Raw genomic sequence first — 11,927 nt, 5'->3', positions numbered from 1 at the left:
GCACCGCTGGGGTCAGCTCAGCAGACCGCCGAGCAGACCGCCCTCCTGCTGCTGCTGACCGCTGCCCATGATCGGCGGCTCCTCGGACGGCTGCACCACCACGAAGCCCTGGCCGGCGAAGCTCATCGTGAACGACTCACCGGTGCGGCGGCCGAGCAGCGTGCCGAGGCCGAGCTGCTCGGCACGGTGGTAGCCGGTCTGGAGGTTGGCCGACCAGCAGACCGCGGCCTGCGGGTCGACGTACGTCGGAGCGTCCACATTGAGCACGACCGGGGTGCCCCTGGTGGTGATGGCGATCCGCCCGTAGCCGCTGAACACGCAGTTGAACAGGCCGGACGAGGAGGCCATGCCGGCGCCGCCGACCATCCTGATGTCGTACTGGAGGGTCGAGTCGAAGGCGAGCACGCTGGAGCCGTTGATGGAGAGCGCGTCGCCTGGCTCCAGGTCGATGATGTGCACGTCCTTGGCCAGCTCGGCGAGGAAGACGTCACCCTGGCCGGAGACCTTCATCAGCGGGACACCCTCGCCGGTGAGCTTCTGCTTGAGGAACTTGCCGAGCCCGCCCGAGCCCAGCGCCTGGAACTGCACGTTCCCCTGGTAGGCGACCATCGACCCGACCCGGGCCATTGCCTCGCCGTTGAGCTCGATCTTCAACATCTTGGAGCTTTGCAGCCGCATGCCGGGCTGCGCGGACTCCTTCTCCAGATTCTCCGAGGAGAACAGCTCGCTGCGCATGAAAGGGTGCCTCCTGAAAGGGTTGCGGTCGCTGCACCGAAGGTAGGCGACCAGGGCAACCACGGGCCATCGGCCGAGCGGCGCGGCGCGCTCTGATTGGCGCTGACCGGTGGGGCTCAGCCCCAGCCCAGCGCGTGCAGCCGCTCGTCGTCGATGCCGAAATGGTGGGCGATCTCGTGCACCACGGTCACCGCTACCTCATCGACGACATCGTCGTCGTTGTCGCAGATCCGCAGGATCGGGCGTCGGTAGATGAAGATCCGGTCCGGCAGGACGCCGGAGTAGTCCCAGCCACGTTCGGTGAGGGCGTGGCCTTCGTAGAGGCCGAGCAGGTCGGGCTCGCCCTGCGGCGAGTCGTCCTCGACGAGGATCACCACGTTGCTCATCAGGCCGAGCAGTTCCTCGGGCACCTCGTCGAGGGCTTCGCCGACCAACTCTTCGAAGCGCTCGCGGGTCATCTCCACCGGCATCTCAGCCATTCTGCCCGATGCCGGAGGCGGCCCGTACGGTCACGACGCACCGCTGACCGGTTCGCGCGTCCACGGAGAGAGCGACCGCCCAGGGCGGGCGGGAACTCTGTCCGTGGACGGGCGGTGTGGGTCGACCGACTCAGGAAGCCAGGCGGGCGCTGAGGGTGATCTCGGCACCCGGCGAGAGCAGGCGGGAGATCGGGCAGTTGGCCTTGGCGGCCTCGGCGAGCTTCTGGAACTCCGCGTCGTCGATCCCCGGGACCTGGCCGACGGTCTCCAGGTCGATCCGGGTGACGGTCATCCCGGCGTCGGTCTTGTCCAGGTGGACCTTGGCGGTGGTCTCCACCGAGGTGGCCGTCGAGCCAGCGTCGGCAAGCGCCTTCGAGAACGCCATCGAGAAGCAGCCGGCGTGCGCGGCGGCGATCAACTCCTCGGGGTTGGTGCCCTCGCCCTCCTCGAAGCGCGACTTGAAGGAGTAGTTGCCCGACAGACCGCCCTTTCCGGTGCGGACAGTGCCGGCGCCCTCGGTGAGATTGCCCTGCCATTGTGCTGAAGCGGTACGGATTGGCATGAGGAGAACGCTAGCGGAAAGGTGACCGCCGAGCGACCGACCGGCACGCACGCCGGCCCTGCGATCCCTGTCACCACCAGTCGGCTGTGCCATGATTCGACCCAGGTCCGTGACCGGCGGAAGGATGGCCGATGCCCGAGGAGCTTCCAATCCCACGGCAGGGCGACCGGTCCGAGGACCCGGCCGTGATCGAGTGGGGTGCTGCCGACCCGACCCCCCGGAGCCGCTTCGGCTGGTCCCTGGCCGGCTTCACGCAGGACCCTCGGCTGCCCCTGCTGCTCGCCGGCCTGGGCGCGGTGGCCGGGGTCGCCTCGCTGGTAGGCGAGTGGCAGGTGATGACTCTGCCCAACGAGGGACCCGACGGCATCGGCACGATCAAGGTGCCCGCCGGGGTCTCCGAGGTCGGCGGCTTCGGGGTTGGTTACCTGGTCGGGCTTCTCGGCCTCGTCTGCGTCGTGGCGCTGACGCTGCGGGGCACGGCTGCCGTGCGGCCGAACGCCCGGCTCGCTGGTCTCACCTTGGCCGGTGCCCTGTTGGCGCTGCTGGTCGCCGCAACGGCCACCCTCAACGATCCCAGTCAGCGAAACTTCTTCTACGCGCCTGAGGACGGCTTCCGGGCCGAATACGGACGCGGCCTGGTGATGGCGTTCGTCGCCTGCGTGCTCCTCGGAGCGGCTCTGTGGTTGGCCCCGGCCGCACCGCCCGGTGCGCTGGCCGGCCCACCGGAGGACGACCGCCCCGGGGACGAGTCAGCGACACCGACCTGGCGCCGTCGCCGGGACCGCGACCCCGTCGAGGAGGGCGGCCTGTCCGCCCCGGCCGACCTCACTGTCACCCCGGCCGCCCCGTTCGCCCGCCCCGAACCCCCCTCCTGAGCCGACCCCCAAACCTGAACCCCACCCCCGCCCTCTGCGCCGATCTTGCACTTCCTGCCTCGACAAATACCCGCATTCCGCGCGTAACGGCAATCGAAAGTGCAAGATCGCGTGGGGGTTGGGGGCGCCAGCCTGGTGGTGCCCGATTCGCCTGGAAGCCATGGTTGCGACCCGTTGCGCGAGGTATGGTTGCTGCCCGCCGTCACGCCGGGTCTCGGCTTCTCCGACCGCACGGCAGGCTGCGACGGCGGCGGGCGAAGGAGGAACGATGACCCGCCCGGGACTTCCCAAGCTGATCGCGACCGACCTCGACGGGACACTGGTCCGCAGCGATGAGACCGTCTCCGCGTACACCCATGGGGTGCTCGACCGGGTGCGGGCCGCCGGAATTCCGGTGGTCGGCGCGACTGGTCGCGGCCCTCGGTTGACCGAACTGACCCGCAACGACATCCGCGCCGCCGACTTCCTGGTGATGGCCGGCGGCGGACGGGTGGTCGACCAGAGCGACCCGACCGGCCCGCTGGTGCTCCGCGATGAGCGGCTGCCCGCCGAGGTGCTGGCCCGGCTGCTCGCCGACCTGGAGGCCGAGGTCGGCCCGCTGACCGTGATGGTCGAGGCGTCCGACGAGCACGACGCCCCGCTGTGGGGCGACTACCACGAGAGTTGGCCCTACCAGGACCGGTTCGAGGCGCGTAGCCGTGCGGAGTGCCTCTCCTGCGACGTGATCAAGGCGTTCGCCCGGACCGCCGACCACCACGTGGACGAACTGCTGGCGGTGGCCCGCCGGATCGTCCCGCCGCAGGTCGCCACGCTCACCCAGGCCGGGCTCGGCTTCATCGAGATCTGCCCGCCCGGCGTGGACAAGGCGAGCGGGCTGACCGTGGTGGCGCAGACCCTCGGGGTCGACCCGGCCGAGGTGCTGGTCTTCGGCGACATGCCCAACGACCTGCCGATGTTCGAGTGGGCCGGCTGGTCACGGGTGGCGGTCGCCAACGCGCACCACGACGTGCGGGCCGCCGCCGACGAGGTGACCCTGCGCAACGACGACGACGGGGTGGCGGTGTATCTGGACCGACTACTCTCCCGGTGATGGGAGAGACACCCCGGCTCATCGCCACTGACATCGACGGCACGCTGATCCGCGACGACCACACGGTCAGCCCACACACCGCCGACGTGCTCGCGCGGATCTCCGCGCAAGGCACGCCGGTCGTGTTGGTCACCGGCCGTCCGGTCCGCTGGCTCAAGATGGTGTACGACCAACTGGCCGAGCCTCTGCCGGCTGTCTGCGCCAACGGGGCCGTGGTCTACGACCCGTTCACCGACGAGGTGCTGCGGGCCGACCCGCTCGCGCCGCAGCACCTGGCCGAGGTGGCCCGGAGGCTGCGCGCCGAGGTGCCCGGCATCAGCTTCGCCGTGGAGATCCTGGACAGCCGGGAGATGCGGCACGAGGCGCATTACCCGCTGCGTTGGGACGTCGACCCCGAGGGCATCCGACCGATCGAGACGCCGGAGGAGCTGCTCTCGGTGCCGGCGGTAAAACTGCTCGCCCGGGCCGGCGAGCAGGACCCGGACGTGTTCGTCGAGCTGATCGCCGCAGCGGTGGCGGGGCTGGCCGAGGCGACACACTCGTCGTCCTCCGGCCTGGTGGAGATCTCCGCGGCCGGGGTGACCAAGGCGGCCGGGCTGGCCTGGTACTGCGACCGACTCGGGGTCAAGGCGGCAGACGTGCTGGCCTTCGGCGACATGCCCAATGACGTGCCGATGCTGAGCTGGGCCGGGCGTGGCGTGGCGGTTGCCAACGCGCACCGCGCCGTCCTGGCGGTCGCCGACGAGGTGACGACGGCGAACTCCGAGGACGGCGTGGCGGCGTACCTGGAGAAGGTCTTCGGGGTGGGCTGATCGGGCCGGTCAGAGGTACTGGCCGGTGTTGTGACCCTCACCGCCGCCCGGCTGGCCGATGCCCGGCATCCCGGGCACGATCCCGCCGGGACCGCTGGGCAGCGCCTGCCGGCCGCCGCGCATCTGCTCCAGCTGAACCCGGGCGGCCATCTGCTGAGCCACCAGGGCCGCCTGGATGCCGTGGAACAGGCCCTCCAGCCAACCGACGAGCTGGGCGTGCGCGATCCGCAGTTCGCTCTCGCTGGGGGCCTTGTCCTCGGCGAAGGGCAGCGAGATGCGCTCCAGCTCGTCGCGGAGCTCGGGGGCGAGGCCCTCCTTGAGCTCGACGATCGATCGCTCGTGGATCTCTCGCATCCGGCTGCGGCTGGCGTCGTCGAGAGGTGCGGCCTTCACCTCCTCCAGCAACTGCTTGATCATGCTGCCGATCCGCATCACCTTGGCCGGCTGTTCGACCAGTCGGGTCGGGTCCTCGCCCTGGCCCTCGTCGGTCTGCATCGTGCCGATCGGCCGGCCGTCCGGGCCCACCACCACCACCGTGCCGGAGTGGCCGGAGTCGTCGGGGCCGGGCTCGTCATTCTGTCCAGCGGAGCGCGCTTCGGTCATGGGGTCCATCTTTACCCAGTGGGCGCGACCCATGCCCCCCGGGACCGACTCCCGGGGCTGAACCACCCGGGCGGGGCGCGCTACCGTCGCGCCATGCCTGTCGACCCGCGTGCCGTGTTGACCCGGCCCGCACCGGAGCCCGACCGGACCGTGGCGTACGGCGACCACCCGGATCAGGTCGCCGACCTACGGCGTCCGGCGGGGACGGGTCCGGCGCGGCCGCTGGTCATCGTGGTGCACGGCGGGTTCTGGCGGGTCGAGTACGACCGGCGGCACACCGACCCGCTGGCCGCGGCGCTCGCCGCTCGCGGCTACCCGGTGGCGCAGCTGGAGTATCGGCGGACCGGGCAGCCGGGAGGTGGCTGGCCGGGCACGTTGACCGACGTAGTGACCGGGGTGGCCGAACTGCCCGTGCTGGCCTCCAAGGCGCTGCCCGGCCGGGTGACCCAGGCCGCGCCGATTCTGATCGGGCACTCCGCTGGCGGCCACCTGGCGCTGTACGTGGCGGCCACCGCCCCGGCGACGGTGGGCGGGGTGCTCGCCCTGGCCCCGGTGGCCGACCTGGGCGAGGCGTACCGACGAAATCTGGACTCGGGCGCGGTGGCCGCGTTGCTCGGCGGCGGCCCGGCAGAGGTCCCGGACCGGTACGCGGCTGCGGATCCGCGAAGATTGGTGCCCATGCAGGCACGGACCGTAGTCATGCATGGTGCAGAGGATCAGCAGGTTCCGGCGGAGATCAGCCGGGACTTCGTCGTGGAAGCTCGTGCCGCAGGATCCGATATCTCCCTTGTTGAACTTCCCGGATGCGAGCATTTCGGGCTGATCGATCCGGAGTCCCCCGCCTGGCCCCGGGTCCTCGATGTATTGCGGTCCCTGCACGATGATCACTAGCCATTGACGCAGCGTCGCGGACCAGGTAGAACGCCGGAGGGGCGGTGTTCTGCCCTGCAACGCTCCTTGGAAGGAACTGGGTGTCACAGATGAATCGCAGACGGGCGCTCCAACTGTTGGCCGCCCTCGGTACCACCGGGTTCGTCGCCGGGTGTGGCTCCGACACCGACGCCCAGCCGACCGCCAACCGCGGCCCGATCAAGATCGGGCTGATCACGCCGAAGAGCGGTGGCTTCAAGAGCATCGGCGACGACATCACCAACGGCTTCCAGCTCTTCCTCGACCTGCACGACCAACGGCTGGGCGGCCACCCGGTGAACCTGCTGACCGCCGACGAGGGTGACACCGCCCAGTCGGGCAAGGCCGCCGTCGATGGCCTGCTCAAGCAAGGCGTGCTGGCGCTCACCGGGGTGGTCAACTCGGCAGTGATGGTCGGCATCCGGGACACCGTGGAGGAGGCCCGGGTCCCGCTGATCGGCTCCAACGCCTCACCGAGCAGCCTGCAGAGCGTCTTCTACATCTGGCGGACGTCGTACGTGCTGGACGAGGCTGGCCGGGCGCTGGGCCGCTACCTGCGTGACAAACTGCCGGCGAATGGCCGCGTCGCGATCATCATGCCGGAGAACGTCGGCAGCACCGACGTGGTGCGAGGCTTCCGGCAGGAGTTCGGCACGGCCGACGCGCGAATCAGCAACCCGGTGACCTACACCAACGCCACCAACACCCCCGGCAAGACCACGTACGCCTCGGACATCAGCAGGGCACTGGCCAAGAGGCCCACCGCGGTCTTCTGCTTCTTCGCCGGGGCGGCTGCCGTGGAGTTCATCAAGCAGCTGCGCGAGGAGTTCTCCGGGCCGATCTACGCACCCGGCTTCCTCACCGAGGGCAGCGTGCTGGAGAACCTGAAGGAGAACGCGCTGGGCATCCAGACCGCGCTGAACTACTCGGCCGATCTGAACAACACGTCCAACCGGGTCTTCGCCTCGGCCTACCGCAAGAAATACCAGGTCACGCCCACCACCTACTCGATGGCGTCGTACGACGCGGCGCAGGTGCTCGACCAGGCGATCCAGCTGACCGGCGGCTCGCCCACCCCGCAGCAGGTCAACCTGGCACTCGGCAAGATCGGCCAGATCGACAGCCCGCGGGGCATCTGGCAGTTCAACCAGCCGCGTACCCCCCAGCAGAAGTGGTACCTGCGAGAGGTGCAGCGCGATGGTCAGGTCATGTCGAACGTGCTGACCAACGAGCTGGCCACGCTGGGCTGAGCGCCCACGCAGCGCGATCAGGGGCCGGTCTCCCAGGTGGGAGGCCGGCCCCTGGCGTACGCGGCGGAGTTCGGCTCAGTGCCGCAGTTCGGCGATGCAGCACTTCACACTGCCGCCGGCCTTCTTCAGCTCGGCCAGTTCGACGGGGACCGGGCTGTAGCCGACGGCCTTGAGCTTGCCGGCCAGCCGGGCGGCCTCGCTGTTGAGCACCACGTTCGCGCCATCGCTGACCAGGTTGAGCCCGAAGGCCAGGGCGTCCTCGTCGTCGGCGATCACCGCGTCCGGGAAGAGTTGCGTGAGCACCCGTTGGCTCGCGGCGGAGAACGCGCCCGGGAAGTAGACGACGTTCGAGTCGTCGATGGCCGCCAGCGCCACGTCCAGGTGGTAGAAGCGGGGGTCGATCAGGCGTAACGACACCACCGGTCGGCCCAGCGCCTCCTGCGCCTCGGCGTGCGCCGGGATCTCGGTGCGGAAGCCGTGCCCGGCCAGGATGAGCCCGCCGTGCGCCTCCGGCACGTACGCGAAGTCGCCCTCGCCCTCGTTGGTCTCGCTCGGTGCGATGAACCGACAGCCCTGCGACTCGTAGAAGGCGTGGTGGATGGCGGCCTCAGCGGCCCGCTGCTCGTGCTTGAACCGTGCGCCGTACACGCTCCCGTCGACCATGAAGGCGCCGTTGGCGGCGTAGACCATGTCGGGCAGGCCCTGCTCGGGGGTGAGCAGGTGCACCTCGTGGCCGAGGCCGACCAGCGTCTCGCGCAGCTGGCTCCACTGCTTGACGGCCAGGTCCCGGTCGACCGGGGTGGTGACGTCCATCCACGGGTTGATCGCGTACTCGACCGCGAAGTGCTCGGGCGAGCACATGAGATATGTCCGCTTTCGCGGGAGTCGCTGCTGGTTCACGGTCACCAAGAGTAGGTACCGTTGAACTTTGGTAACAGCCACAACCGTTGCTTCCCAGAGGCGGAACGTTGCAGATAGACGCGGTAGACCAGCGGATCATTGCGTTACTCGTCGCCGACGCCCGTGCGTCGTACGCCGACATCGGCACTCGGGTGTCACTCTCCGCCCCGGCGGTCAAGCGTCGCGTCGACCGGCTGCGCGCCACCGGCGTGATCAGGGGATTCACGGCTGTGGTGGATCCGGCCGCCGTCGGCTGGACCACCGAGGCGTTCGTCGAGCTGTTCTGCGCCGGCCGGACCACCCCGGCGCAGATCGGCGTGGCCGCCCGCCGGCACCCGGAGGTGGTCGGCGCGTACACCGTCTCCGGGGAGGCGGACGCGCTGGTGCACCTGCGCGCCGCCGACATCGCCCACCTGGAGGCGGCGCTGGAGCGGCTGCGTGGCGAGTCCTTCGTGACCTCCACCCGCAGCACCATCGTGCTCTCCCGGCTGGTCGAGTCTCCCGGCGTCGGGCCCTCCACCCGACCTTGACCTGAAGCCCGGTTCAACAGTTGCAATGGTCGTGGCGTGGCACGACGCCCGCCGTGGCCGAGGGGGACTGCATGCGTGCGATCTGGTTGCGTGAGTTCGGTGGGCCCGAAGTGCTGGTGCCAGGCACCGCACCCGACCCGACGCCCGGCACCGGCCAGGTGCTGATCGACGTGGCGCACGCCAACATCACGTTCGTCGAGACCCAGCTGCGCGCCGGTCGCCCCGGGCCGTTCCGGGTCACCCCACCGCTGATCCCCGGCAACGGTGTCGGCGGGGTGATCTCCGCCGTCGGGCCGGACGTCGACCCGGCACTGATCGGACGCCGGGTCATCAGTGCCACCGGCGGCTCCGGCGCGTACGCCGAACAGGTTGTGGTGGACGCGTCAGCGCCCTTCGAGGTGCCGGCCGGGCTGGCGCTCGACGCGGCGGTGGCGCTGCTGGCCGACGGACGTACCGCCACCCTGCTGGTCGAGGCGGTCGGCGTCCGCCCCGGCGACCGGGTGCTGGTGGAGGCCGCGGCGGGCGGCGTGGGCGGCCTGCTCGTGCAGCTCGCGGCGGCGGCCGGCGCGCGGGTGATCGGCGCCGCCGGCGGGCCCCGCAAGGTGGGCCTGCTGCCCGACCTCGGCACCGAACTGGCGGTGGACTACCGCGTGCCGGGCTGGGCCGAGCGGATCCGGGCTGCGGTGGGTGGAGTCGACGTGGTGTTCGACGGCGTCGGCGGGTCGATCGCCCGGACGGCGTTCGAGCTGCTGACCCCGGGTGGCCGCATGGCCAGCTTCGGGTTGGCCAGCGGCGAGTGGTCCCCGGTGTCGGCGGAGGACGCCACGGCCCGGCAGATCACGCTCGTCCGGTCGGACGCGCCACCCGAGCGGATGCGGGCGTACACCGTTCGCGCGTTGGCGGACGCGGCGGACGGACGCCTGCGACCGCTGATCGGCCAGCGCTTCCCGCTGGAACGCGCCGCCGACGCGCACGCCGCCATCGAGGCGCGCGCGACGGTCGGCAAGACCCTGCTGGACGTCTCCTAGAGGTACATGCCGGTGCGGTGCTGCGACTCGTCGCGCAGAACCGGCTTGTCGCCCTCGCCGAAGAACCGCCTGCCGCCGAACTCGCCGTGCAACCGGTCGTCCAGCTCGTCGGCGAGACCGGTCATCACCTGCACCGCCAGCATCAGGTGGGTGGCCTGGAAGTTGCGGCCGAAGACCGGGATGGACGCCCAGACCGTGTCGTCGGCGCAGTAGAGGCGGCCGATCGGCATCCGGTTGGTCAGCTCGGACAGCTTGACGTAGAGCCGCTCGGTGGGCTCGACCTCGGTGAGCACCGGGGAGAGGACATCGACCAGGGCGGGATTGTCCCGTACCCGTACGAAGACCATCGCCGAGCCGGCGCGGATGTTGATGTCGCCGTCCGAGTCGATCTGCAACCGGTCGGTGTCGGACTTCAGCATCGTCGACACCACCGTCCGGACCCGATCTGCCAGGTCGAGCACGTCATCCCGCTCGACCTGCGCGGCAGCCGCCTCGGCCAGCGCCTCCTCCAGGTCGTGCTCGACGTCGGCGTCCGGACCGAACTCGCTACGCGCGGTGCCCAGCGGGTCCACGGCCAGCGGCTCGCCTTCGGTGTCGTGCACCACGTAGACGAGGAAGGCCGGGTGCGGGGCGCCGTAGACGTCACGCAGCGTCCGAGAGAGCAGCGCCGCGATCCGGGTCGACTCGGTCGTCGTACCGTCCAGCCCGAAGGAACCGCCAGAGCCAGCGACGACCCCGGGCGGGGACCAGCCAAGCGCGATCATGTCCGCCACCGCGCGGCGGTCCAGCCGGTAGCCCGCCGGTAGGGCGGCGTTGCCGACCGCCCGGGCGGACAACACGCCGTCGCCGTCCACGTCGACGCTGATCGAGTAGACGGCGTCCCCGGTGCCGGAGGCGGTGGGGTCCAGGGTCACCTCGAGGTGCGCGCCGACAGGAAGCTCCCGCAGCCGTACGGCGAGCGCGCGGGCGAACTCCTGCCACGCCTCGGTCACCTTCGCCCGCAGGTCGGTGGTGCTGGGCTCGTCGAGCAAGATCGATTCCGCCGGCTCAGCCGTAGCGCCGGGCAGCTCATCGTGCGGCGCCGAGGGGTGGTCAGCCGTCATGATCGCCTCCGTCCGTCACGATCACCCTACCCACGCCGCCCGGGGGGCCGAATCAGCCCGGACCGGGATCGGACAACAGCGGTCAGGAAACGGTTGGGTCGGCGGGGTCGGCGCCCAGCTCGACCGGCCAGGTGCCCGCCAGCGCACTGAGCCGGGCCGCGGCGTCCGCCGGGTCGGCACCACGGCCCACCGCCAGCCCGAGCAGGTACGCGGTGACCGGCGCACCCGGCCGCAGCACCTGGTGAGCGACGTCGCGGGCCAGGTCGAGCACCGTCGGCACGGGCACCCCGGCCGGGTCGAGGTCCAACTCGGCACACACCGCCGTGACCCAGTCGTCCATCACCGTCATCGCGCCCACTCCTCCGCCCGGCGTACGTCCTCGTCAGTGTCGCAGTCGAACCAGGGCGGCGGGCCCTCGCCAGACCACGGCAACTCCCGCACGACGAGGCCGGCCAGCAGCGCCCGAACCGGAGCCCCGGCCAGGCTGCCGCCCCGCGCGACCGCCAGCCGGTCGAGCCCGGCCCGCAGCGCATCGACCCGCCACACACCGCAGAGCGACTGCCGTCGCCCGTCCGCGTCGACGAAGCAAGCCCCGTCGAGCCGCCGCTCGCCGCTGTCCCCCGCCCGTGCGAGCTCGCTCAGCAACTCGCCGATCGCAGAACGGGTGAGCAGCGGCAGGTCGGCCGCGAGCAGCGCGACGAGGGCCGTGTCGAGATCCAACAGCGCCAGCCCGGCAGCCGCCGCGGCGACCGGCCCTCCGCCGGGCGGATCCTCCCGAGTGACCCGCACGCCCTCCGGAACGGCGTCGGCCAGACCGACCAGCACCCGTGGCGTGGCATCGGCGACGGCGTCCAGCACACGGTCGCGCATCGGCCGGCCACCGACCGGGAGCGCGGGTTTGTCGACCCCGCCCATGCGTCGGGCGGCCCCACCCGCGAGCACCACTGCGGCATACGTCCCCACCCGGCCACGGTAACCGTGTGAACGCCCCGGCGGCGCTCGCTGCCGCGCGCCCGATGCCCGGTGGCCGTGCGGGCGTGCCGGCGCGGGG

General features: G+C 71.1%; 15 protein-coding genes. 7 read left to right on the top strand and 8 right to left on the bottom strand.

What is annotated here, in order from left to right; all coding sequences use genetic code 11:
• Nucleotides 1–12: 12 nt before the first annotated feature.
• The 3 genes from ABZT18_RS25475 to ABZT18_RS25465 all read right to left on the bottom strand — a co-directional run bounded on the left by ABZT18_RS25475 (nucleotide 13) and on the right by ABZT18_RS25465 (nucleotide 1,776).
• Nucleotides 13–735 (bottom strand): AIM24 family protein, encoded by a 723-nt coding sequence (locus ABZT18_RS25475; protein WP_354993057.1) that lies wholly within the window; start codon nucleotides 733–735, stop codon nucleotides 13–15.
• Nucleotides 736–851: 116 nt separating this feature from the next.
• The gene (locus ABZT18_RS25470; protein WP_354993136.1) at nucleotides 852–1,199 is read right to left on the bottom strand and encodes a metallopeptidase family protein; all 348 of its coding nucleotides are present in this window, start codon (nucleotides 1,197–1,199) and stop codon (nucleotides 852–854) included.
• A gap of 145 nt (nucleotides 1,200–1,344) precedes the next feature.
• Nucleotides 1,345–1,776: an OsmC family protein gene (locus tag ABZT18_RS25465; RefSeq protein ID WP_110564777.1), complete on the bottom strand. Its 432-nt coding sequence runs from the start codon at nucleotides 1,774–1,776 to the stop codon at nucleotides 1,345–1,347.
• A 131-nt stretch (nucleotides 1,777–1,907) separates the two neighbouring features.
• On the opposite strand from ABZT18_RS25465, the gene ABZT18_RS25460 reads away from it, so the two are divergent.
• From ABZT18_RS25460 to ABZT18_RS25450, 3 genes are all read left to right on the top strand, one after another.
• Nucleotides 1,908–2,651 (top strand): hypothetical protein, encoded by a 744-nt coding sequence (locus ABZT18_RS25460; protein ID WP_354993056.1) that lies wholly within the window; start codon nucleotides 1,908–1,910, stop codon nucleotides 2,649–2,651.
• Nucleotides 2,652–2,919: 268 nt separating this feature from the next.
• A complete protein-coding gene (locus tag ABZT18_RS25455) occupies nucleotides 2,920–3,741 on the top strand; it encodes an HAD family hydrolase (RefSeq protein ID WP_354993055.1) in 822 nt (273 codons plus the stop codon).
• Entirely contained in the window at nucleotides 3,741–4,553 is an 813-nt protein-coding gene (locus ABZT18_RS25450) for an HAD family hydrolase (protein ID WP_354993054.1), read from the top strand. The genes ABZT18_RS25455 and ABZT18_RS25450 overlap by 1 nt, the downstream gene beginning before the upstream one ends.
• Nucleotides 4,554–4,562: 9 nt before the next feature.
• Here ABZT18_RS25450 and ABZT18_RS25445 read toward each other — a convergent pair whose 3' ends face one another.
• A complete protein-coding gene (locus ABZT18_RS25445) occupies nucleotides 4,563–5,165 on the bottom strand; it encodes a bacterial proteasome activator family protein (RefSeq protein WP_354993053.1) in 603 nt (200 codons plus the stop codon).
• Nucleotides 5,166–5,249: 84 nt separating this feature from the next.
• Between ABZT18_RS25445 and ABZT18_RS25440 the strand changes: the two genes are divergently transcribed.
• Together ABZT18_RS25440 and ABZT18_RS25435 are read left to right on the top strand one after the other, a co-directional pair.
• Complete coding sequence (locus ABZT18_RS25440; protein ID WP_354993052.1) at nucleotides 5,250–6,047, top strand: alpha/beta hydrolase; 798 nt, start codon at nucleotides 5,250–5,252, stop codon at nucleotides 6,045–6,047.
• Between the two features lie 80 nt (nucleotides 6,048–6,127).
• Nucleotides 6,128–7,315 carry an ABC transporter substrate-binding protein gene (locus tag ABZT18_RS25435; protein WP_354993051.1) on the top strand — a complete coding sequence of 396 codons (1,188 nt, stop codon included), beginning with the start codon at nucleotides 6,128–6,130 and terminating at the stop codon, nucleotides 7,313–7,315.
• 75 nt (nucleotides 7,316–7,390) lie between these two features.
• On the opposite strand, the gene ddaH is transcribed toward ABZT18_RS25435, so the two are convergent.
• Nucleotides 7,391–8,224: a dimethylargininase gene (ddaH, locus tag ABZT18_RS25430; protein WP_354993050.1), complete on the bottom strand. Its 834-nt coding sequence runs from the start codon at nucleotides 8,222–8,224 to the stop codon at nucleotides 7,391–7,393.
• A gap of 59 nt (nucleotides 8,225–8,283) precedes the next feature.
• Here ddaH and ABZT18_RS25425 point away from each other — a divergent pair, with 59 nt between their 5' ends.
• Together ABZT18_RS25425 and ABZT18_RS25420 are read left to right on the top strand one after the other, a co-directional pair.
• Nucleotides 8,284–8,745: an Lrp/AsnC family transcriptional regulator gene (locus ABZT18_RS25425; protein WP_354993049.1), complete on the top strand. Its 462-nt coding sequence runs from the start codon at nucleotides 8,284–8,286 to the stop codon at nucleotides 8,743–8,745.
• Nucleotides 8,746–8,816: 71 nt separating this feature from the next.
• A complete protein-coding gene (locus tag ABZT18_RS25420; protein ID WP_354993048.1) occupies nucleotides 8,817–9,773 on the top strand; it encodes a zinc-binding dehydrogenase in 957 nt (318 codons plus the stop codon).
• Here the strand turns inward: ABZT18_RS25420 and ABZT18_RS25415 are convergent.
• The 3 genes from ABZT18_RS25415 to ABZT18_RS25405 form a co-directional block, all read right to left on the bottom strand.
• On the bottom strand, nucleotides 9,770–10,876 hold the full coding sequence (locus tag ABZT18_RS25415) for a hypothetical protein (RefSeq protein WP_354993047.1): 1,107 nt from the start codon (nucleotides 10,874–10,876) through the stop codon (nucleotides 9,770–9,772). The genes ABZT18_RS25420 and ABZT18_RS25415 overlap by 4 nt on opposite strands.
• Before the next feature lie 82 nt (nucleotides 10,877–10,958).
• A complete protein-coding gene (locus ABZT18_RS25410; protein WP_354993046.1) occupies nucleotides 10,959–11,225 on the bottom strand; it encodes a DUF6457 domain-containing protein in 267 nt (88 codons plus the stop codon).
• A complete protein-coding gene (locus ABZT18_RS25405; protein ID WP_354993045.1) occupies nucleotides 11,222–11,839 on the bottom strand; it encodes an NTP transferase domain-containing protein in 618 nt (205 codons plus the stop codon). The genes ABZT18_RS25410 and ABZT18_RS25405 overlap by 4 nt, the downstream gene beginning before the upstream one ends.
• Between the last annotated feature and the right edge of the window lie 88 nt (nucleotides 11,840–11,927).

This window comes from Micromonospora sp. NPDC005291 (assembly GCF_040607415.1).
GTDB lineage: Bacteria > Actinomycetota > Actinomycetes > Mycobacteriales > Micromonosporaceae > Micromonospora.
Note: the sequence above shows the minus strand (reverse complement) of the source record. Positions and strands in the feature narration are given on the sequence as shown.